The sequence below is a fragment of the Kitasatospora sp. NPDC101801 genome, assembly GCF_044766665.1.
Taxonomy (GTDB): domain Bacteria; phylum Actinomycetota; class Actinomycetes; order Streptomycetales; family Streptomycetaceae; genus Kitasatospora.
In genome coordinates this window covers 79,054-99,750 of the sequence record NZ_JBIWML010000014.1, presented here as the reverse complement: position 1 = coordinate 99,750, position 20,697 = coordinate 79,054, and the positions used below count along the sequence as shown (strand labels likewise).

Below are 20,697 nucleotides of genomic sequence, written 5' to 3'. Positions count from 1 at the left end.
GTCACGATGAACGCATGACGGACAGCGGATCGGGGGAGCCGGACGGCGCCGCGGCGTCCTCCTCCGGCGGCACGAACTGGACGGCGGTGGCGGCCGTCGCGGGGGCCCTGGCCACGGCGGTGGCGGTGCTCGCGTACGTGCTGCCGCCGAGCCCTGGGCCGGCCCCGGCCCCGGTTCCGGCGCCCGTCGTCGCATCCGGGTGGAGCCCGCCGCCGAGCCCGGTGCCGCCGTCGCCGACCCCCTCGCCCTATCCGGCGCCCGAGCCCAGCCCGACCCCTTCGCCGACTCCGCCGCCGCCCCCGAAGCCGACGCCGTCGCCGGTCCACTCCCTGCCGGTGCCCGCACTGTCGCTGCCGCCGGTCCGCCCGGGCGGCTGCGACCAGGCGTACGCGGTGCTGAACCGCTACAACAAGGTGGTCGGGACGACCAAGGGGAGCCGGATCGCCGCCGCGCAGGAGGCCCGCGACGGCATGATGGGCGCGAGTCTGGACGCCTCCGGCGGGGTCTACTCGATCATGGTGCGGCTGACCCAGGGGTTCCAGGAGATGGGCTTCATCCTGATGGGCGCCGTGGGTGGGGACTACAACGCGGTGGCGGCCGGTGTCGGGGAGGACGTCGAGACGCTCAAGAGCCTGTGCGAGACCGGCTGACCCGACGGTCCGTCACGGGCGCTGCTCCGTGCTCGGCGCGCCGGGTGCTCCGGTTGGCCAGCAGGGCCAGCACGAGGGAGAGGGTCACCACCGCGAGGCAGGCGAGGGTGGCGTGGAAGAAGGCGGTGTGCGGGGCGGCCGGGCTGTTCAGGTAGATGCCGGAGATCGCCGAGATGCCGACGGCGGCGGCTATCCGCTGGGACATCTGCAGGATGCCGCCCGCGACCCCGGCGGCCTCGGCCGGCGCGTACCGGAGCACCTGGGCCTGGTTGGGGGAGACGGTCAGGCCGGAGGCGGCGCCGGTGGCGAGCTGGCCGAGGGCGAGCAGGGCCGGCAGCCAGCCGGACGGGGCGTACAGCGCGGCCAGGCCGCTGAGCAGCAGGGCGCCGATCGCCAGGCCCAGGCCGAGCGGGACCACGTGCCGGCCGAACCGCTGGACCGCCCGCCAGGCGAACGAGGAGACCACCGCCATCGCCAGCGCGGACGGCAGGGTGACGGCGGAGGCCGCCAGCGGGGAGAGGCCGAGGCCGTCCTGGAGGAACATCACCAGCACCAGGGCGGAGGCCAGCGCGGCACCGAACTGGCACATCGCGGTGAGGGTGCCGAGGGTGAACGGCGCCGAGCGGGGCAGCGCCGGGTGGATCAGCGGCTGGCGGCCGGTCGCGGCGTAGTGCCGCTGCCACAGCACCAGGGCGGCGGTGAGGGCGAGCGCGGCGACGCCCAGCGAGAGCTTGGTGCCGAGGGTGGCGGGCTGGACGAACGGCAGCATCACGGCGACCGTGAGGGCGGCGGTGAGCAGCAGGCCGAGCGGATCCAGCGTGGTGCGGGCCGTGCTGCGGGGCCCCGGCGCGGGCAGGTGACGGATCGCCAGCAGCAGGGTGGCCAGGCCGGAGGGTGCGCTGATCAGGAAGGCGAGCCGCCAGCCCCACTCCGGGCCGGCCAGCGCGATCAGGGCGCCGCCGAGCGGCGGGCCGAGGGCGATCGCCACCGCGCAGGTCACCTGGTACAGGCCGAGGGCGCGGGTGCGGGCGGGGCCGGTGAAGACGTCCTGGAGGGTGCCGATCATCTGGGAGTTCACCAGCCCGGCGCCCGCGCCCTGGAGCAGCCGGACGGCGACCAGCAGCCAGGCGGTCTGCGCGGTGGCGGCCAGCAGGCCCGCGCCCACGAACAGCGCGATCCCGGCGACGAAGAACGGCTTGCGCCCCCGGAGGTCGCCGAGGCGGCCGCCGGGGATCAGGGCGAGACCGAAGGCGAGCGAGTACCCGGCCACGATCCACTGGATCTGGGTGGGGTCGGCGTGCAGTGTGCCGCGGAGCGCCGGGACGGCGATGTTGAGGACGGAGTTGTCCAGCATGGTGGTGAAGCCACCGGCCAGGCAGACCGCCAGGATCTGCTTCTGCTTCGCTGTTTTGTGCACGGACGGAGGTTAACGGGCCCGGCGCGTCCCGGGGAGGGGAGGGGGCGACATCGGGCGCGGGTATGTCAGACCGGGGTGGCCAGCAGGGTCCAGGGCTCGGGGCGGGCGAGGGCGAGCCGGGGTTTGCGGTCGGCCCAGTGCCGGACGGCGGTGGCCATCACCGTGGCGGGGTCGGTGACCGGGTGGGTGGGGGTGAACGGTTCTGCCATCGCGGTGTAGCTCTGGAACATCGCCAGCAGCCGGACTGCCTGGGTCTGGAACGGGGAGAGGTACCGGTCGGCGAGCGGCAGGAAGAAGCGGTTCCAGCTCTCCACCGGGACCAGCGGCGGCCGGTCGATCGGGGCGACGCCGTGCCGGGCCCGGTACTCGTTGAGGGTGTCGCAGATGACGTCGAGCAGCGCGGACAGGGTCAGGCAGGCGGCACCGCCGGCGATCACCTCGGTCCTGGGGGCGGCCGGCGGGTCGGCGAGCGCGGCGGCCGCGATCACCGCGGCGACCTGGTCGACCGGGCTGATCTCGGCGAAACCGCCCGGGTCGCCGACCACCACGGCGGCCAGCCCGGAGACCAGCGCCTGCAGGATGGTGTACGGGCCGGAGAACCGGGCGATCCGTCCGTCCTGGCTGCGGCCGACCACCAGCGGCGGCCGGACCACCGTCAGAGCGCCGGGGTGCTCGGCCCGGACCAGGTCCTCGCCCCGGGCCTTGGACCACTCGTAGCCGTTGCGGTAGCCCTCGAACTCGGCGCCCCGGAGGTCCTCCGGGTTCCGGGTGCCACCGACGTAGGCGGTGGAGACCTGGACCAGGTGGGTCTCCCGGTCGGCCAGCGCGAGCACCGCCCGCAGCGGGTCCAGGTTGGCGCCGACCGCCTCCTCCCGGCTGAGCGTCCAGCGGGTGGTGGCCGCCGCGTGCACGATCACGTCCCAGTGGCCGGTCAGTTCGACGGGCGGGGGCTCGGCGCCGATCCGCCAGCTCACCGGGGCGTCGGGGGTGGCCCGGCGGGCGACCGGGACCAGGGTGTGGCCGGAGGTCCGCAGCAGGTCGGCGACCTCGGTGCCGACCACACCGGTGGCGCCGGTCAGAAGGATTCGCATGACTTCGTCCCTGATGGGGTGTCGGTTGACGGGGGTTCAGCAGGTCGGGGTGAGGACCAGGCAGGCGTTCTGGCCGCCGAACCCGAAGGAGTTGGAGAGCACCGGCGCCGGCCGGACCGCGCGCGGGACGGCCCGTACCAGGTCGACCAGGTCGGCCTCCGGGCTGCTGCCCAGGTTGGCGATCGGCGGGACCACGCCACGGGTCGCGCAGAGCAGCGCGAGCGCGGCCTCCAGGGCGCCGGAGCCGCCGATCAGGTGGCCGGTGACGCCCTTGACGGCGGTGACCGGCGGCGACTGGCCGCCGAAGCAGCGGTCGATCGCCCGGGCCTCGGCGCGGTCGTTCAGCAGGGTCGAGGTGCCGTGGGCGTTGACGTGCCCGAGGTCGGCCGGGGTGAGGCCGGCGTCGGCGATCGCCCGGCTCATGCAGCGGGCGGCCGCCTCGCCGTCCTCGCGCGGGGCGACGATGTGGAAGGCGTCGCAGTTGTCCGCGTAGCCGGCCACCTCGCCGAGCACGGCGGCGCCCCGGGCGACCGCCAGGTCCCAGCGTTCGAGCACCAGGACGGCGGCGCCCTCGGCCATCACGAAGCCGTCCCGGTCGGCGTCGAACGGGCGGCTGGCCAGCTCGGGTTCGTCGTTGCGCATCGACATCGCCCGCATCCGGGCGAACGCGCCGACCACCACGGTGCTGACCGAGGAGTCCACGCCGCCGGCCACCGCCACGTCCAGCTCGCCGTAGCGGATCCGGCGGGCCGCCTCGCCGATCGCGGTGGTGCCGCTGGCGCAGGCCGAGGAGTAGGTGGTGCAGGCGCCCTGGAAGCCGTGGCGCAGGGCCAGCCGGCAGGCGGCCGAGTTGGCCATGGTCCGGGGCACGGTGTGCACCGGCATGTCCCTGGGCCGGGAGCCGTGGCTGAGGGTGACCTCCTCCATGCTGGGCAGGCCGCCGATGCCGGTGCCGATCTGGACGCCGATCCGCTCCGGGTCCAGCCCGGTCAGCGCGGCCTGGTCGATCGCGTCGCCGGCCGCGCAGAGCAGCAGGGTGGAGGCCCGGTCGATCTGCCGGGCCACCCGGCGGGTGACGTAAGCGTCCACGTCGAACGGCGGCACCAGGCAGGCGAAGTGCACCGGCAGGTCCCGCTCGATCAGGTGGTCCACCAGGGTGGCGGTGGACCGGGCCTTCAGCACGGTCTCGTACGCCTGCTCCAGGTCGTTGCCGGCCGGTGACTTGACGCCGATGCCGGTCACCGCGACCCGGTGGCCGCCGGAGGGGTGGGCTCCGGAGGGGCGGGCGGTCACCGGGCCTCGGCCGTCCGGGCCGACAGCAGGTCGATGGCCTGGCCGACGTCCTGGGCACCGGTCAGGTCCTCGACCGCGATCCGCAGGGTCAGGGCGCGCTCCAGCCGGGCCCCGATCTCCATCAGCTCCAGGCTGTCGATGCCGTGGTCGGCCACCAGGCTGGTGCGCTCCTGGACCTCCTCGATCTCGGTGCCGAGCACGTCCGAGATGGTCGTCCGGACCATCAGGGCCAGTTCCTCACGGGTGGGCATGGGTGGGTTTCCTTCCGAGGGTGGGTCAGATGATCGGTGCGGCGGCCACGGCCGCGTCGAGGATGTCGAGCGCCTCCGCCAGCTCCGCCTCGGTGCTGACCAGTGGCGGCAGCAGCCGGACGGTGGTCGGGCGGCCCAGGCAGGGGGAGACCAGCAGGCCGCGGGCGGCGAGTTCGAGCACCACCGCGCCGGCCGTGCCCGGGCTGCACAGGTCGATGCCGCGGAGCAGGCCCCGGCCGCGGACGGCGCGGACGGCCGCCGGGTGGCGGCTGCCGAGCCGCTCCAGGCCGGCGTCCAGCAGGCCGGACAACAGCTCTCCGTGCCCGGCGAGTTGCTCGATCGCGTCGAGCGCCGGGGGCAGCGCCGCGCAGCTCAGCGGGTGGCCGCCGAAGGTGGCCGAGTGCAGGAACGGATCGGCGGCCAGTGGGGCGTACAGCCGCTCGGAGCAGACCAGGGCGGAGAGCGGGACCACGCCGCCGCCGAGCGGTTTGCCGAGCAGCACGCCGTCCACCGGCAGGCCCTCGGCCAGCGCCACCGAGGGCTCCCCGCAGCGGCGCAGGCCGCACTGGATCTCGTCGGCGATCACCAGGGTGCCGTGCCGCTCCGCGTCCGCGCACCAGCGGCGCAGCACCTCGGTGCGGAGCGGGACGGCGCCGTTCTCGCCCTGGACCGGCTCGAAGACCAGGGCGGCCGCCGGGCCGGCGGCCAGCTCCCGGGCGACGGCCGCCGGGTCCTCCGGGTCGACGTGCACCACGTCCACCGCGCAGCCCTGGAGGCCGACCCGGTAGAGCGGACTGTGCGTCAGGGCGAGCGCGCCGAGCGACTTCCCGTGGAAGCCGCCGCGCACCGCGAGCACCCGGTCCCGGCCGGTGGCCAGCCGGGCCAGCTTGACCGCCACCTCCACCACGTCGGCGCCGTTCAGGCCGAAGTAGACCTTGGGCAGGGTGCCGCCCAGGTAGCCGGCCAGGCGGTCGGCCGCGCGGGCGGCCACCGGGTTGGCCAGGCTGCGGGTCGCGGTCGGCATGGTGTCCAGCTGCCGGTGGACGGCGGCCACCACCGCCGGGGGCCGGTGGCCGAGCAGGGTGACCGCGTAGGAGCCGAAGTCCAGCACCGAACGGCCGTCCGAGAGGGTGACCCGGACGCCCTCGGCGGCGGCCTCCACCGCGCCCCGGCCGGCGAAGCTGCCGGTCAGCGCGAGCTTGGGGGAGAGGTGGCGGCGCAGCTGGTCGAACACCTCGGTGGCGGTGGTCATCCGGCCACCGCCGGGTGCTGGGGCCGATCGGCGCGCGGGGCGGCCAGCGGGGCCAGCTCGCGACGGAGCGCGGCCAGCATCCCCTCGGCGTTCTCCCGCAGGGCGGTGGCCGCGATCGGGTTGAGCATCTCGGCCAGCAGCGGAATGCCGATGTCGAAGTCCGCGTGCAGGGTCACCAGGCTGCCGCCCGGGGCGGCGTCGACCGCCCAGTGGCCGACGAACTCACCGAGGTCGCCGCTGAGTTGGCGGAAGTCGAAGCGGCGGGCGGCCGGGTCGATCACCTCGGCCTCGGTCCACCGCAGCACCGAGCCCTGCAGCCGGACCGACCAGGCGGTGGTGCGGTGGCACGGGTCGGGCTGCTCGGTGATCACCACCGAGTCGACGCTCGCCATGCACCGCGGGTACCGCTCCACGTCCACCACCGCCGCCCAGACGGTGTCGGGCGGTACCGCGATCGGCAGTTCCACTTCAACGCGTGGCATGGGAGGACCCCTTCTGGTCGTGGTCGGCGGTGAACGTGGTGTCGAGGGCGGCCGCGTGCGGACCGAGCGCCTCGGCCAGCGCGGAGCCCAGCGCCGACGGCAGCACCCGCCGGAGCAACGCCCTTGGCAGCGGCCGGAGATGGGTCATCGCGTACCACTGCTCGACCAGCTCGCAGCCGAGTTCGAGCTTGGGCCGGTACGCGGTCTGGGCGAACCGGATGTGCCGGCAGCCGGAGTCGATCGCCAGCCGGATCGCCGCGTGGTGCACCGCGTGGTAGAGCCCGGCCTCGTGGGCGATCCGGTAGTCCAGGCCGATCCGGGCGCCGGTGGCGCCCGTACCCGCGAAGAAGCAGAGCAGGAAGGCGACCAGCCGCTCCTGCTCGAAGCAGGCCACCAGCCGCCGCCCGGCCGGGTCGCCGGACTGCACGGCGGCCAGGAACGCGGCGTCCAGCACGTCCAGGGTCTGGTCCGCCCGCGCCATCACCTGCCGGTAGAGCGCGAGCACCTCCGGCAGCAGCTCGGCGAACTCGTCCAGCACCTCGGTCCGCAGGCCGGGCCAGGCCGCGGCCCGCCGGAGCTTGCTGCGGGCATTGCGCCGGGGCTTGGCCGGCAGCCGGGCCAGGTAGTCCTCGAACGAGCCCGGGCCGAGCCGGAGTTCGGTGTCCGGCAGGCTGGGCAGGAAGAAGAAGCCGGCGGTGGTCAGGGCCGGGCGCAGGGGGGCCAGCTCGGCCGGGGCGAAGTCCTTGAACACCACGGTGCCGAGCCGCTCGCGCCGGGCCAGCGCGAGCACCGCGGCGACCAGCTCGGCCACCGCCTCCGGTGGGAGCCGGCCGGGCGCCAACACATGCCCCTGGCCGAGCAGATGGCCGCAGAACAGCATCGGCACCCGGAGCAGCCGGGGGAACAGCCGGCGCACCGGCGCCAGCAGGCGGCGCTCGCGCGGGCCGACCACGTCGTCCAGCCGCAGCTGCCGGAACAGGCAGAGCGGCAGCACCGCCAGCACGTCAGGACCCTGACGCAGCACCAGGTAGGCGAAGCCGTCCGGACCGATCCGGCCGCGCTCCATGGCGAGCAGGACGGCGCGCGACCACATCGGGTCGTCCGCCGGGGCGAGCCGCTCCCAGAGCCGGTCGGGAAGCAGCTCGATGCTGGGCACCACCTCCACCCGGTAGCCCGCCGTCCTGGTCGGTACGGTCACGGCCGTCAGCCGATCCGCAGCGGGCGGCCGTCGAGGAAGTCCCGCAGCGGCCCGGCCATCCGGCCGCGGGCCGGCGGGTGGAAGGTGAGGCCGGTGGCGGCCGAGGCCAGGTAACTGCCCTCGGAGGAGCTGATGAAGGCCATCCCGCCGAGCGCGGCCAGGCAGGTCCTGGTGGTGCGGGCGATCGCGTCCTGCGCCGAGTAACGGGCCGTCAGGGCGGCGACCAGCAGGGTGTCGGTCCACTCCTCGTCCGCCATCGCGCGGGCCACCGCCTCCACCGCGAGCATCGCGGCCTCGACGTCCACCAGGTACGGGCTCGGGTCGTCGGCGCCGCTGCCGGGCCGGGCCAGCACCCGTTCGACCAGGGCGCTGGCCACCCCGAGGTAACCGGCCGTCAGCAGCAGCTCGAACCAGAGGAACCCGGCCACGTTCAGCGCGTCGGGCACGGCGTCGGCGGTGACCTCGGTCAGCACCACCATCGCGGGGTCGACCTCGACGTCGGTGAGCACCACCTCGTCGCTCTCCGCCCCGGCCAGGATCGGCGTCCGCCAGAACGGCCTGACCTCGATCCCGGGGGACTGCGCGGGGATCAGCGCGACGGCCAGCCGCTCGACACCGTCCTGGTCGGTCATGGTGACCGAGGCGGTCAGCAGGTCCATCGAGCGGGACAGGCTGCACGGCATCTTGCTCCCGTTCAGCACCACGACGTCGCCCCGGCGCTGCGCGGTGATGTGCGGTTTGAGGATGTTCTGGCCGGCCCGGCCCTCGGCGAAGCCGGAGGCCAGCAGCAGGTTGTCCCGGGCGATCGCGGCCAGCAGGGCGCCCTCGGGCCCGCTGCCGTCGGCCGCCCGGACCAGCCCGGCGACCGAGAAGTGGTGCATCGTGGTGGCCACCGCCAGCGAGGGGCAGCGGGCCCCGACGGCCCGCTGCACCCGGACGGCCTGCAGCGGTGTCGCGCCCGACCCGCCGTGCTCGGCCGGGACCAGCAGGCCGGGGCCGCCGGCCGCCCGGAACGCCTGGATCGCCGGGCTGGGCGCGGACTCCAGCCGCTCCAGCGGCTGGTCGGCGAGGGCTGCGTCCAGCCCGGGCAGGAAGGTCTCCAGAGCGGCGCGTTCATGGTGCAGGAAGTTCACGGACGTCCCTTCGGGGCGGCAGGAGTGGGTCGGGCCCGGGTCCACCGGGCCGGGCGCTACCTCGCGCGGGCGAGCGGCAGGTGTTCGAAGGCGCGCAGGCCGGCGCCGCTGCGCCGGGTCGGTGGCCGCTCCGACAGGGTCAGCCCCGGGAAGCGGTCGAGCAGGTGGTGCAGCAGGGTGGCGCCTTCCAGGCGGGCCAGCCCGGCGCCCAGGCAGTAGTGCGCTCCCGCGCTGAAGCTGAGCACCCGGATCTCCGGACGCCGTACGGCGAAGGTGTCCGGGTCGGGGTGCCGGTCGGGGTCGCGGTTGGCGGCCGCCAGTACGGTGATCACGCTCGCCCCGGCGGGCAGCCGGACGCCGCCGACCTCCACCGGCCGGGCGGCGATCCGCTCGGTCATCGGTACGGGGGAGTCCCAGCGCAGCGACTCCTCCAGGGCGGCCGGGACGAGCTCCGGCCGGCGCCGCAGCAGCTCCCACTGCTCGGGGTGGCCGAGCAGGGCGAACACCGTCAGGCCGAGCAGCCCGGTGGTGGTCTCGAAACCGGCCACGAAGACCAGGATCAGGGTGTCGACCAGCTCACGTTCGGTCAGTTCGCCGTCCCCGGCGGGGCCTTCGGTGCGGTGCAGCGCGACCAGGGTCGAGGTGAGGTCGTCGGCGGGGCGGGCCCGGCGCTCGCGGAGCAGGGCGGTGAAGTACTCCCGCAGGGCCGTCACCGCGCGGTCGGCGCGGGCCCAGTCCGCCGGACTGCGGACCGGCTCCAGCAGCCGCCCGGCGTCCTCGCCGAGCCGGCGGAACCGGGCCTGGTCCTCGCGCGGCACCCCGATCAGCTCCCCGACCACCGCGACCGGCAGCGGCGAGGCCACCAGCTCCTGGAAGTCGGCCGTGCCGCCCGCGCAGGTGGCGTCGGCGAAGGCGTCCAGCAGCTCGGCGGTGATCTTCTCCACCGCACCGCCGAGGGCGGCGATCCGCCGGGCGCTGAAATCCCGGATCACCAGCCGTCGGAGCCGGTCGTGGGCCGGGCCGTTGGTGGCGAGCATCGAGCTGTAGAAGAACTCGGCGGCGGGGTGCTCCGGCCAGTCCGCGACTTCGCGGGAACACCATTCCTGATCGGGTACCAGGAAATCGGGATTGGTCAGTACGGACTGGCAGTCGGTGAATCGGGTCAGGAAATGCGAGCCGATAGTCGCACTGTAATACAGTGGGACGGTTCGTCTGAGGAGGGCCAGTGCCGGGTAGGGATTCTCCCGGCCCTCGGGCGTGAAGATTGAGAAGAGCGTCGACTCTGCATCCACCGGTCCGGCCTTGCTAGCTCGTCGTGACTGGCGCAGCGTAGCGGAAATTGCCGAAGTCCCATGCCCCTGGCCGGTGGTGAACGGCGATCAGTAGTTCGAGTACGTTTCAGTGGGCCTGCCAGGACCGGCCGCTGGCGTATTTGCCGGGGCGTCGCCGGACGGCGCGCGGACGGCCTTTCACCCCGGGGCAGCGCGACTTCATGCGCTCCCCCGGGGTGAAAGGCCGTCGGTGGCTCACTTCCAGGCCCGGTCCAGGAAGTCGGCGATCAGCGGGGCGATCTCCGGGAGGTGGTCCTCCAGGGCGAAGTGGCCGGTGTCGAAGAGGTGCAGCTCGGCGGCGGGCAGGTCGCGGAGGTAGGCGTGGGCGCCGGGGGCCGGGAAGAAGGCGTCGTTGGCGCCCCAGAGGATCAGGGCCGGCGGGGTGTGGGTGCGCAGCCACTGCTGCCAGGCCGGGTACTGCCCGACGTTGCTGTGGTAGTCGAAGGCCAGGTCCAACTGGGGCTGGGTGCGGCCGGGCTGGTCCAGGAAGTGCTGGTCGAGGGTCCAGCCCTCGGGGGCGATCAGCTCGGGGTCGACGGTGCCGCCCTCGTACTGGCCCCGGGTGGCGGGGAGGGTGAGCAGCCCGCGGACGGCCTCCTCGGCGCCGGGGGTCTCCGGGCGCAGCGCGATGAAGTCGCGGGCCATCGGGGACAGCCCCTCGGTGTACGCGTTGCCGTTCTGCACCACCAGGCCGGCGATCCGCTCGGGGTGACGGGCGGCCAGCCGGAAGCCGACCGGGGCGCCGAAGTCGAAGGCGTACAGGACGAACCGCTCCAGGCCGAGCTGGTCGACGAACTTCCCGGTGATGTCGGCCAGTCGGTCGAAGGAGTAGTCGAAGGGGCCGCCGGTGGTGGCGGACTCGGGGACGTCGCTGTGGCCGAAGCCCGGGTAGTCCGGGGCGATCAGCCGGTACCGCGAGCCGAGGGCGTCGATCAGCCGGCGGTACTGGTGCGAGGCGGACGGGAAGCCGTGCAGCAGGAGCAGCACGGGTGCGTCCGGGTCGGTCGGGAGGCTCTCGCGGTAGAAGATCCGCAGGCCGTCGACGGTGAGGTGGCGGTGGCGGATGCGGGCGATCATGGCTAATGCCTCCTGGGGTGTTTGTGGCATTAGTTTTGCGTGGGATGCCTAACGTGTCAAGTGGTTGTCGTAGCATTAGGGCATGGACGAGGCACTGACCGGCGAGCCGCTGGCCCTGGATCTGCTCAACACCCGCCCCGCCGACGGCGACCTGCTGTCCGACGTGGCCGGCCTGCGGGCCTGGCTCCGGCTGCAGGCCGGGCGCGGGCTGCCCGCCGACCCGGCCGAGGCCGGGGCGGCCGAGCTGGCGGCGGCCCGGGGCGTCCGGGCGCTGGCGGCGGAGGCGATCGGCCGGGCCCGGGGCGGGGGCCCGGTGCCGGCCGAGGTGCTGGCCGGTCTGAACGCCGCGCTGGGCGCCGCGCCGGTGGTCGGCGAGCTGACCCGGGACGGGGCCGAGCTGGCCTACCGGCAGCGGCGACAGGGGCGGCCGGCCGACCGGCTGGCGGCCGAACTGGCGAGCGCGGTGGCCGAGTTGATCGCCGATCCGGTGGAGCTGGCGGCGATCCGGGAGTGCGCGGCGGAGGACTGCGTGCTGCTGTTCCGGCCTGCCAACCCCCGGCGGCAGTGGTGCTCGGCGGCCCGCTGCGGGAACCGGGCCCGGGTGGCCAGGCACTACCGGCGGCAGAAGGCGGCGGAGGCGTGAGGGTAGGCTCGGCCGGACTTTCGGCGAAGGTGGAGGACCGGATGGCACCGCTGGCGATGGTGGCTGGCAGTACGGAGGTACTGGCCCGGCCGGACCTCGGCGAGCACCTGTTGACGGACCTGGAGCGGGCCCGGGCCGGCCGGTTCCGGCTGGCCTCCTCACGGGCCGACTTCGTCGCGGCCCACCTGCTGGTCCGGGAGGCCGCCGCCCGGCTGCTGGGCCGCCCGGCCGCCGGGCTGACACTGCTTCAGCGCTGTCCGGACTGCGCGCGGGACGACCACGGCAAGCCGTACCTGGCCGAGTACCCCGAGGTCGGGGTGAGCCTCTCGCACGGCCGGGGGGTGGTGGCCGCGGCGGCCGGCCCCGACCCGGTCGGGGTGGACGTCGAGCAGCCGTCCCGGGGGACGGCGGCCGAGGTGATGGAACGGGTGCTCAGCGTGGGCGAGTTGCGCCGGGTCCGGGAGCACGCCGAGCCGGACCGGGCGTTCCTGCGGCTCTGGGTGCGCAAGGAGGCGATGGTCAAGCTGGGGCGGACCACGCTGGACACGCTGACCGGGATCGACCTGTCCGGGCTGGAGCTGGACGGCTCGCCGCTGCGCGGCCGGTACGGCGATCTGCACCTGCTGGACTGGGAGGACGAGGTGCACGGCGCGGCGGTCGGCGTGGTCAGCACCGGGGAACCCCGGGTCGAGCGGCTGTGAGGCCCGCCGCCACCCGGAGCGGGTGACGACGGGCCACGCGGCCGCAGCTGTCGATCAGCCGGTGAAGCCGGCCGTGATCTGGGTGAACTGCCAGTTGTTCTGGGCGATTCCGGAGCAGGTCTCGACCACGCCGCCGCCGGGGCAGGGCCGGTCCCGGTTCACCGACCAGAAGGCCAGCCGGGCGGTGTGGTGCGCGTTGGACCAGTCGCGGATCTTCGTCCAGGTGTCCACGCCGGTCACCTCCTGCTGGTCGCTGAGCCCGTTCATGCCGGAGATGCCCAGGTGGGCGTAGGCGGTCGCGTCGTCCCAGCCGAACACCGACTTCAGCTTGGCCTTCAGGCCCTCGGCCGCGCCGACCGTGCTCGCGTACATGTCGGCGCCGCCGCCGAAGTCGAACGGCATGATGGTGAAGACGTCGATGCCGGCGTTCAGCGCCTTGGACTGCTCGATCAGCCGGTTGCCCCAGGAGGTCGGGCCCGTGGTCGAGGTGCCGAAGGTGAGGATGGTCCGCAGGCCGGGGTTGTTGTTCTTGACGATCTTCAGGGCGTTGACGATCCGGTCCTGCACCGCGGCGTTCTCGAACTCGTCGGTGTTCTCGATGTCCACGTCGATCGCCTTCAGCCCGTAGGCGTCGATCACCTTCTGGTAGGCGCCGGCCAGGGCCTCGGGGGTGGAGCAGTTCGGGCCGAGCTTGTTGCCGCTCCAGCCGCCGATGGACGGGACCACGTCAGCGCCGGCCGCCCGGATCGCGGCGATGGTGGACTGGTCCACCCCGCCGAGCAGCGGGCGCTGGCTGTCCCAGCTCGGGTTGCAGCCGTTCTGGGCCAGGACGAACGCCATGGTGAACCACTTGATGCCGGTCGCGTTCAGCACCGTGCTCGGCGCCGGCGGCTCGCCCCAGCCGAGGTAGAGGTAGGGCGCGGCCTGCTTGAACCCGGGCGGCGGGGTCCCGTTGTCGGTGGTGACCGAGACCGCGGCGGAGGCGGCGGAGGTGTTGCCCGCCTGGTCCCGGGCCTTCACGGTGAACGAGTAAACGGTGGCGGGGCTGAGCCCGGTGACGGTGGCCGAGGTGCCGCCGACCGTGGTGGCCAGGACGCCGCCCCGGTAGACGTCGTAGGCGGTGACGCCGACGTTGTCGGTGGCGGCGCTCCAGGCGAGCGAGACGGTGGAGGAGGTCCTGCCGGTGGTGGCCAGGTTGGCCGGGACGGTCGGCGCCACCGTGTCGCTGCTGCCGCCCGGGCCGTCCAGGCTGATGTCGTCGGCGTAGTAGGTGCCCTGCCCGTACCAGCCGTTCAGGTAGATCTGGGCGCTGGTCTGGCCCGCCCCGGTGGTGAACGCGACCGTCAGCTTGGTGTACGCGGAGGCCGACGGGGTCCAGGTCGAGGTGCCGCCGGTGACCCCCAGGTAGACGTAGCTGCCCCGGACCCAACCGCTCAGCGTGTAGGCGGTGTTGGGCTGGACGGCCACGGTCTGGGTGCACTTGGCGTTGTCGCTCGCGCTCGCGGCGCCCGCCAGGGCCTTGGTGCCGCCGTGCACCGGGCTGCCGACCACCGAGCCGAGCCCGCCGGAGCAGGACCAGCCGGCCAGGGTGCCGGTCTCGAAGCCGGGGTTGGTCAGCAGGTTGGCAGCCTGCGCGGTGGTGGGAGCGGTCAGGGCCGCGGCGGCGGCCAGCACACCGGCGCCCAGGCCGGAGAGCAGCCGGGATCGGGTTCGCAAGGGAGTACCTCCAGTGGGGGATGGCTGGTACGTCGCTGATGGCAGGTCAACCGGTGAAAGTACGAGTCCAGTTGGGGCCGGGTCGGCGGGTGGGCGGCTGCCGTGGCAAATGGTATGGACCTGTTGACTCGTTGGTCCAGTCCTCCTACATTGCGAAAACAAGCCGACTCCCGACCGGACGGCCCGCACGGTTCTGCACCCACCTGTCAGGCACCCCCACACCAACAGGAGAACCATGTCCGGATACCTCAGACGCAGGCTGCCCGCGATGCTGGGCGCCCTGCTGCTCCCGGTGGCCGCGTTCACCGCCATTGCCGCACCGCCCGCGCACGCGGCGGGGAAGCTCACCGCCGCGTTCAGCTCGGCCGACAACGGCTCGTGGTGGAAAGGCACCCTGGTGGTCCGCAACGACAACGCGACCGCCGTCACCGGCTGGACCCTGGAGTTCGACCTCCCGGCCGGCGTCACCCTGAGCAGCAGCTACAACGGCGAGGCGACCGTGACCGGCCGTCACGTGGTCGCCAAGAACGCGTACTACAACGCCACGGTCGCCGCGAAGAGCAGCACCGAGCCGTACAGCTTCTGGTTCGTCGCCACCGGCCCGATCGCCGCCCCCACCGGCTGTACGGTCAACGGCGACAAGTGCGACGGCACCCCCGACGTCCCGCCCGGTGCGCCGGGGAAGCCGTCGGTGGTCGCCGTGACCACCCGTTCGGTGGCGCTGAGCTGGGCCGCCGCCGGCGCCGGGGACTACCCCGTCGCCTCCTACGAAATTCTCAACGGCGCTACGGTGGTCGGCACTTCGACCGGCACCTCGGGCACCGCGACCGGGCTGAGCCCGGCCACGGCGTACAGCCTGACCGTCCGGGCCAAGGACGCCCGGGGCAACGTCGGGCCGGTGAGCCCGGCCGGCACGGTGGCCACCACCGACCCGGCCAGTGACCCGGTGCCGCCCACCGCACCGGCCGACCTCCGCGCCACCACGGTCACCTCGGGCGCCGTCACGCTGGCCTGGAGCCCGGCCACCGACAACGTCGGGGTGGTCTCCTACGACGTCTACCAGGGCGGCGTGCCGGTGCAGAGCGTGACCGGCACCTCGGTCACGGTCAACTCGCTTGCCCCGGCAACGAGTTACGTCTTCACGGTGCGGGCCAGGGACGCGGTGGACAACCAGTCGCCGCCCTCGGCACCGCTCACCGTCACCACCGGCGACCTGGCCGGGGCGGGGAAGTACACCCGGGTCGGCTACTTCACCCAGTGGGGCATCTACGGACGCCAGTACTTCGCGAAGAACCTGGACACCTCGGGCACGGCCGCCAAGCTGGACGTGATCAACTACGCCTTCGAGAACATCGACCCGGTCAACCTGACCTGCCTGGCCGGCGTCACCAAGGGCACCACCGCGAACCCGCAGGACCCCGACCAGGGGACCGGCGCCGGGGACGCGGACGCCGACTACGGGCGGCCGTTCAGTGCGGCCCAGTCCGTGGACGGGGTGGCCGACGACGGCTGGGGCAAACTCCGGGGCAACCTCAACCAGTTGAAGAAGCTCAAGGCCAAGTACCCGCACCTGAAGGTGGTGGTCTCGCTCGGCGGCTGGACGTACTCCAAGTACTTCTCCGACGTGGCGGCCACCGACGCCTCCCGGCAGAAGTTCGTCAGGTCCTGCCTGGACGTCTGGATCAAGGGCAACCTGCCCGCCTACAACGGTGCGGGCGGCGACGGTGTGGCCGCCGGGATCTTCGACGGCGTCGACCTGGACTGGGAGTGGCCCGGCTCGCCCGACGGCCACCCCGGCAACCACTGGAGCGTCAACGACAAGGCCAACAACACCGCGCTGCTGGCCGAGTTCAGGAAGCAGCTGGACGCGCTGGGCGGCTCGCACAAGCTGCTCACCGCCTTCACCCCCGCCGACCCGGCCAAGATCGCCCAGGGCTGGGACCTGTCGAAGATCTTCAGCTCGCTGGACATCGCCAACATCCAGGGCTACGACTTCCACGGGGCCGGCTCGGACAACTCCTGGGAGCCCAACCGCACCGGCCACCAGGCCAACCTGTACCCGGACGCCCAGGACCCGTACCCGGTGAAGTTCAGCACCGACGCGGCGGTGCAGACCTACCTGAACGCCGGGGTCAACCCGCGCAGGCTCACCATCGGCCTGCCCTTCTACGGCCGGGGCTGGCAGGGCGTCACCGACGGTGGCGCGAAGGGCGAGTGGCAGGCGGCGACCGGCGCGGCACCGGGCCAGTTCGCGGAGGAGGCGGGGACGCGGGGCTACAGCAACCTGCTCACCACCTTCCCTGGGCTGACCGTGCTGCACGACGAGCAGTCGGTGTCGACGTACGCCTACACCTCGGCCGGCGGGCAGTGGTGGACCTTCGACGACCCGTGGTCGATCGGGAAGAAGGCGGCCTACGTGAAGTCCAAGGGCCTGCTGGGCGCGATGATCTGGGAGATGTCCGGTGACACACCGAACGGAGCCCTGATCACGGCGCTCGACAACGGCCTGAAGTGACGGTCACCGCAGCCCCGGAATGAGAGAGGCCGGGGCCGCGTCCGGTGCGGACGCGGCCCCGGCACCGGCCCGAGGGCCCGGGGTCAGTGCACCAACTTGGCTCCGGCCCAGTCGGCGTGGTCGCTGTTGATGCCGTCGCCCGCGTCCGTGGCCTTGAGGACCAGGGAGTTGACGCCGACGACGCTCACGTCGACGGACTGGGTGGCGCTGGTCGGAGTGAGCGCCGACGGGCTCTCGTAGAGCTTGACGCCGTCACCCCAGACCTCGAACTTCACGGTCGCGTTCGAGGTGATCTCGTCGTCGACGCCCAGGTCCGACTGGAAGCGGCTGTAGCCGCCGTTCAGGGCGTAGGTGATGCTGCTGACGGCGTGCGTGCCGATGCCCTTGGCGTAGGCGGTGCCGTTCAGCTTGATCGGGTTCCCGTCCACGCTGGTGTCCTTGCGGACGATGCCCGAACCGATGACGGGGCTGCCGGTCCAGTTCAGGTCACTCAGCGGGGTCGGCGTCGGGGGGAAGCCGATGATCTTGGCTCCGGCCCAGTCGGCGTGGTCGCTGTTGATGCCGTCGCCCGCGTCCGTGGCCTTGAGGACCAGGGAGTTGACGCCGACGACGCTGATGTCGACGGACTGGGTGGCGCTCGACGGCGTCATGGCGGCCGGGGTCTCGTAGAGCTTGACGCCGTCACCCCAGACCTCGAACCGCACGGTGCCGTTCGAGGTGACCTCGTCGTCGATGCCGACGTCGGACTGGAAGCGGCTGTAGCCGCCGTTCAGGGCGAAGGTGATGCTGCTGTTGGCGTGCGTGCCGAGGCCCTTGGCGTAGCTGGTGCCGTTCAGCTTGAGCGGCTTGGAGTCGACGCTCCGGTCCTTCTGGACGGTGCCGAAGTCGCTCTGCGCGGCGGTCCAGGTGAGCGAACTCAGGTCGGTCGCCTGCCCGTTGCCACTGCCCGCGGTCGTGACGGCGAGCGGGCTGCCGGCCTCGGAGCGGTTCTGGGCGGCGTCCACCGCCTTCACCGTGAAGGTGTACGGGGTCGAGGCGGTCAGGCCCGAGGCGGTGAAGCTGGTACCGGTCGACGAACCGGCCAGCGTGCCGCCGCGGTAGACGTTGTAGCTCGTCACGCCGACGTTGTCGGTGGCCGCGGTCCACTTCAGGTCCACGCTGCTCGACGACACACTGGTCGAGGTGAGGCCGGTCGGTGCGGTGGGAGCGGTGATGTCGGCACCGGGGGTCCCGGCGATCGCGGTCACGGAGCCACCGGCGGACACCGGCACGGTCACGTAGGAGACCGTCTGGCCGTACAGCGACTTGGTCTGCGGCGTCCGGGCGACGCCGTTCACGGTGATGGTGGCGGGAGTGCCGTAGAACTGGGCCTCCCAGTTCACCGTGCCACCCGAGTTGTTGGTGAGCGCGGAGGCCGTCGTGCCGATGTGCTTCAGCTTCAGGTCGTTGTCACCGACCTTGAGGTGGTCGATCTCCACCCACGGCGTGTCGGAGGTCAGCCGCGAGACGGTCGCCACCTTGTCGTGCGGCGCGTCCGGCTGAACGCCCATCATGCCGTCGATGGTGTTGCTGACCGCGAGGAACGAGATCTCCGGGTAGCTGTCCTTGCCCGCCATGAGCTTCTTGAGCCAGGCCCAGCCCTCGGCCGACCGGTTGTACTGGTAGTACATCTCCGGCAGGTAGGAGGTCGCCTCGACGTTCAGGTTGTCGTCGTTGGCGGCGATGAAGTCCAGGTAGCCGCTGGTCCGGCTGCCGTAGTCGCCCAGCCCGGTCAGCATCATCAGGAAGCTGGCCTCGTGGCCCCAACTGCTGTAGCCGGTACCGGCCGCGTCCTTGCCGCGCATGTACCGGTTGTTCGAGGAGTCCCACCACTTCGCCTCGAACTGGTTGCGCACCCGCTGCGCACGGTCGGCCCACTTCGCGCCGCCGGCGGTGTCGCCCTTCGCCTTCAGGATCTCCGCGTACGCCAGCATCGACTGGTACTGGTACCCGAGCGAGTCCGCCGCGGAGACCAGGTTCTCGTTCGGGAACTCGAAGAACGTCGCGGTGTACTCACCGGCCTGCTTGCGCGAAACCGGCTGCTCGGCCGACGGGTCGGCGTCGTTCCAGCTCACCTCGTGACTGGCCAGGAACGGACCCATGGTGGAGTCGTAGTACGCGGCGAGGGTCGGATCGTTGATCCAGTCCGCGTTGCCCGTCCACTGGTACTGCTTGTACGCCTTGGTCATCAGGTTGAACGGCGACGGCAGTTCCCGGAAGCCGGTGCCGTCGATGTAGTACATGGCGCCGGTGGGGCTGTGCGCCCACAGCGGCCAGCCGTTCTGGCCCGGCTTCGAGGCGTCGCCCGCGAAGGTCTTCAGCATGCTGAAGGTCTCGGTGTCCAGGCCGAGCGCGTGCGCACCGTCCGACTGGTGGGAGATGTCCCGGTTGTAGTAGGACTCCCGGTTGGTGTACGCACCCCAGTAACCCGGTTGGTTCTCCTGGTGGGTGGCGTCCTTGAGGCGCCACCACTCGGGCTCGTGACCCATCATCGGGTTGCCCGGGTAGAAGGTCATGCCCAGGGCCCGGTCCTTGCCCCAGTTGAACCCGTCGTTCAGGGCCGCGTTCGGCGAGTCGATGGTCAGGGTGCTGGTCGGCGCCCCCACGTGCTGCTGGATGGTGATCCGGTCGACCCGGGGCACCTCGCCGGCCGAGGTGGCCGTCAGCTCGATGACGTCCCCGGCCTTGAGCTTGACGCTGCCGGACGTCCGGGTGTCGATGTTCATCGGGTCGGTGTAGTCCCGGCCGTACCGCTGGGAGGTCGCCCAGGTGTCCACCGGAACGGAGTTGACCGAGAGCTTGTAGGTCACCCCGTTCGCGGTCTTGCCGTTGTAGCGCGTGATCAGGTCGTAGGTCCCCGCGACGCCGCCGAAGGTCTTGCTGGCGCTGCTGGTCCCGCCGGCCACGCCCCGGGCGTAGGTGACGTTGTCGACCGCGTTGCCGTTCCAGGTGTGGTTCACGGTGTCGGTCGCGAAGTTGGTCAGCGACATGTTCTCGACTTCGAACACGTAGGGCGTCGCCGTCGTCGCCGCCACCGCAGGTGCGTGGGGGAGGGTGATTGCGGTGCCGACCGTCGCGAGTACGGCGGTTAGTGCACAAGCCAAACGGCGCATGTGCGTTCGGTCCTTTCGAGGGTGGGGGCGTTCTTGGTACGAGGACGGTCGACGTGGACCGCCCGGCTGTGGGGGTGTGGGGTGTGCGGGTGGCCGGATCGTCGGCGCCCGGGGAGGGGGGCACCGCTGCTCTCGGCTCGCGGAGCCTGGGTTCGCCCAGGCCGAATCGCCCGCTGCTGCTTCGCGTCAGGCAGCGCGGGGGTCGGCCGGGAGGTGTTGGAAGACGTTGAAGTGTGTTGCCTATTGAGTACTTCGCGGTGAAGCAGTGTCAATAGTTGCGGTGGGGTCGGTCGGTCCTGCATGACCTGGGTGGGGGTCGGGTGCGGTGGTCAGGACCGCGGTTTCGGCCCGCCTCGGCCGCTGGCCTCGGCCCGGGCGGCGGGGTGTATCGGCAGGTCAGCGGCTCGGCGCGGCAGGGTGGTCGGGTTGGGGCGACCGTACCAGGAGCGGCTCGGACACGTTGGAATCAACTGCCGTCTTGCAGTGACACTCTGACGTGAGCGTAGAAAGCTTTCATTGATGCGTTGCATGTTCTGACAGGTCTGAGTAATGTCGCTCCCCGCAAGGCCCATCCGCCCACCGTCTCCGGAGAAGCCCATGGGCCGCTCACTGCTGCCTGCCGAGCGGTGGGTCGTCAGCTCCCGCGTCCCGCATCGACTCGATCGCCGGACTCTCCGCACTGGTCGCCGAGTTCGATGCCGCAACGAGCCGACTCCGCCTGGTGTCCGGGTGCCGGACATCCCGATGCCCTCCGGAGGGGGGCGGTGTGGACCGAGATGCGCAGTTGGTGTGGAA

Annotated in this window: 16 protein-coding genes; 4 read left to right on the top strand and 12 right to left on the bottom strand. The window is 72.6% G+C overall.

The features are described from left to right. The first annotated feature begins 14 nt into the window (after window positions 1-14). Window positions 15-650: a hypothetical protein gene (locus tag ACIRPK_RS18400; RefSeq protein ID WP_403039847.1), complete on the top strand. Its 636-nt coding sequence runs from the start codon at window positions 15-17 to the stop codon at window positions 648-650. Here ACIRPK_RS18400 and ACIRPK_RS18395 read toward each other — a convergent pair. The 10 genes from ACIRPK_RS18395 to ACIRPK_RS18350 all read right to left on the bottom strand — a co-directional run bounded on the left by ACIRPK_RS18395 (window position 625) and on the right by ACIRPK_RS18350 (window position 11,175). Next, entirely contained in the window at window positions 625-2,067 is a 1,443-nt protein-coding gene (locus ACIRPK_RS18395) for an MFS transporter (RefSeq protein WP_403039844.1), read from the bottom strand. The two genes, ACIRPK_RS18400 and ACIRPK_RS18395, sit on opposite strands and share 26 nt — an antisense overlap. Before the next feature lie 65 nt (window positions 2,068-2,132). Further along, window positions 2,133-3,158, bottom strand: a complete 1,026-nt coding sequence (locus ACIRPK_RS18390; RefSeq protein ID WP_403039841.1) for an SDR family oxidoreductase — start codon at window positions 3,156-3,158, stop codon at window positions 2,133-2,135. Window positions 3,159-3,194: 36 nt separating this feature from the next. Further along, window positions 3,195-4,451, bottom strand: coding sequence for a beta-ketoacyl-[acyl-carrier-protein] synthase family protein (locus tag ACIRPK_RS18385; RefSeq protein WP_403039839.1), 1,257 nt, complete (start codon window positions 4,449-4,451; stop codon window positions 3,195-3,197). After that, window positions 4,448-4,702 (bottom strand): acyl carrier protein, encoded by a 255-nt coding sequence (locus ACIRPK_RS18380; protein ID WP_403039836.1) that lies wholly within the window; start codon window positions 4,700-4,702, stop codon window positions 4,448-4,450. Before ACIRPK_RS18380 ends, ACIRPK_RS18385 begins: the two co-directional genes overlap by 4 nt. Window positions 4,703-4,727: 25 nt before the next feature. Continuing rightward, a complete protein-coding gene (locus ACIRPK_RS18375; protein ID WP_403039834.1) occupies window positions 4,728-5,954 on the bottom strand; it encodes an aspartate aminotransferase family protein in 1,227 nt (408 codons plus the stop codon). Then, window positions 5,951-6,436 (bottom strand): type II toxin-antitoxin system RatA family toxin, encoded by a 486-nt coding sequence (locus tag ACIRPK_RS18370; protein ID WP_403039831.1) that lies wholly within the window; start codon window positions 6,434-6,436, stop codon window positions 5,951-5,953. Before ACIRPK_RS18370 ends, ACIRPK_RS18375 begins: the two co-directional genes overlap by 4 nt. Beyond that, window positions 6,423-7,634 carry a GNAT family N-acetyltransferase gene (locus tag ACIRPK_RS18365; RefSeq protein ID WP_403039828.1) on the bottom strand — a complete coding sequence of 404 codons (1,212 nt, stop codon included), beginning with the start codon at window positions 7,632-7,634 and terminating at the stop codon, window positions 6,423-6,425. Before ACIRPK_RS18365 ends, ACIRPK_RS18370 begins: the two co-directional genes overlap by 14 nt. A gap of 5 nt (window positions 7,635-7,639) precedes the next feature. Then, window positions 7,640-8,767 (bottom strand): acyl-CoA dehydrogenase family protein, encoded by a 1,128-nt coding sequence (locus tag ACIRPK_RS18360; protein WP_403039825.1) that lies wholly within the window; start codon window positions 8,765-8,767, stop codon window positions 7,640-7,642. A gap of 56 nt (window positions 8,768-8,823) precedes the next feature. After that, complete coding sequence (locus ACIRPK_RS18355) at window positions 8,824-9,804, bottom strand: cytochrome P450 (RefSeq protein ID WP_403039822.1); 981 nt, start codon at window positions 9,802-9,804, stop codon at window positions 8,824-8,826. A 489-nt stretch (window positions 9,805-10,293) separates the two neighbouring features. Then, window positions 10,294-11,175 carry an alpha/beta fold hydrolase gene (locus ACIRPK_RS18350; protein ID WP_403039819.1) on the bottom strand — a complete coding sequence of 294 codons (882 nt, stop codon included), beginning with the start codon at window positions 11,173-11,175 and terminating at the stop codon, window positions 10,294-10,296. Window positions 11,176-11,257: 82 nt separating this feature from the next. Between ACIRPK_RS18350 and ACIRPK_RS18345 the strand changes: the two genes are divergently transcribed. Beyond that, window positions 11,258-11,818, top strand: coding sequence for a CGNR zinc finger domain-containing protein (locus ACIRPK_RS18345; protein WP_403039817.1), 561 nt, complete (start codon window positions 11,258-11,260; stop codon window positions 11,816-11,818). A 41-nt stretch (window positions 11,819-11,859) separates the two neighbouring features. Beyond that, complete coding sequence (locus ACIRPK_RS18340) at window positions 11,860-12,519, top strand: 4'-phosphopantetheinyl transferase family protein (protein ID WP_403039814.1); 660 nt, start codon at window positions 11,860-11,862, stop codon at window positions 12,517-12,519. Between the two features lie 54 nt (window positions 12,520-12,573). Here the strand turns inward: ACIRPK_RS18340 and ACIRPK_RS18335 are convergent, their stop codons facing one another. After that, on the bottom strand, window positions 12,574-14,235 hold the full coding sequence (locus ACIRPK_RS18335; protein ID WP_403039811.1) for a carbohydrate binding domain-containing protein: 1,662 nt from the start codon (window positions 14,233-14,235) through the stop codon (window positions 12,574-12,576). A 235-nt stretch (window positions 14,236-14,470) separates the two neighbouring features. Here ACIRPK_RS18335 and ACIRPK_RS18330 point away from each other — a divergent pair, with 235 nt between their 5' ends. Then, on the top strand, window positions 14,471-16,750 hold the full coding sequence (locus ACIRPK_RS18330; RefSeq protein WP_403039808.1) for a glycosyl hydrolase family 18 protein: 2,280 nt from the start codon (window positions 14,471-14,473) through the stop codon (window positions 16,748-16,750). 83 nt (window positions 16,751-16,833) lie between these two features. Here ACIRPK_RS18330 and ACIRPK_RS18325 read toward each other — a convergent pair whose 3' ends face one another. Next, window positions 16,834-19,824, bottom strand: coding sequence for an NPCBM/NEW2 domain-containing protein (locus ACIRPK_RS18325; protein WP_403039805.1), 2,991 nt, complete (start codon window positions 19,822-19,824; stop codon window positions 16,834-16,836). Window positions 19,825-20,697: the final 873 nt, after the last annotated feature.

What these genes read in the sequence shown, in the direction of transcription:
- ACIRPK_RS18400 (WP_403039847.1), top strand. Translation starts at nt 15, where the DNA reads ATGACGGACAGCGGATCGGGGGAGCCGGACGGCGCCGCGGCGTCCTCC.
- ACIRPK_RS18390 (WP_403039841.1), bottom strand. Translation starts at nt 3,158, where the DNA reads ATGCGAATCCTTCTGACCGGCGCCACCGGTGTGGTCGGCACCGAGGTC.
- ACIRPK_RS18380 (WP_403039836.1), bottom strand. Translation starts at nt 4,702, where the DNA reads ATGCCCACCCGTGAGGAACTGGCCCTGATGGTCCGGACGACCATCTCG.
- ACIRPK_RS18375 (WP_403039834.1), bottom strand. Translation starts at nt 5,954, where the DNA reads ATGACCACCGCCACCGAGGTGTTCGACCAGCTGCGCCGCCACCTCTCC.
- ACIRPK_RS18370 (WP_403039831.1), bottom strand. Translation starts at nt 6,436, where the DNA reads ATGCCACGCGTTGAAGTGGAACTGCCGATCGCGGTACCGCCCGACACC.
- ACIRPK_RS18355 (WP_403039822.1), bottom strand. Translation starts at nt 9,804, where the DNA reads ATGCTCGCCACCAACGGCCCGGCCCACGACCGGCTCCGACGGCTGGTG.
- ACIRPK_RS18350 (WP_403039819.1), bottom strand. Translation starts at nt 11,175, where the DNA reads ATGATCGCCCGCATCCGCCACCGCCACCTCACCGTCGACGGCCTGCGG.
- ACIRPK_RS18345 (WP_403039817.1), top strand. Translation starts at nt 11,258, where the DNA reads ATGGACGAGGCACTGACCGGCGAGCCGCTGGCCCTGGATCTGCTCAAC.
- ACIRPK_RS18340 (WP_403039814.1), top strand. Translation starts at nt 11,860, where the DNA reads ATGGCACCGCTGGCGATGGTGGCTGGCAGTACGGAGGTACTGGCCCGG.
- ACIRPK_RS18330 (WP_403039808.1), top strand. Translation starts at nt 14,471, where the DNA reads ATGTCCGGATACCTCAGACGCAGGCTGCCCGCGATGCTGGGCGCCCTG.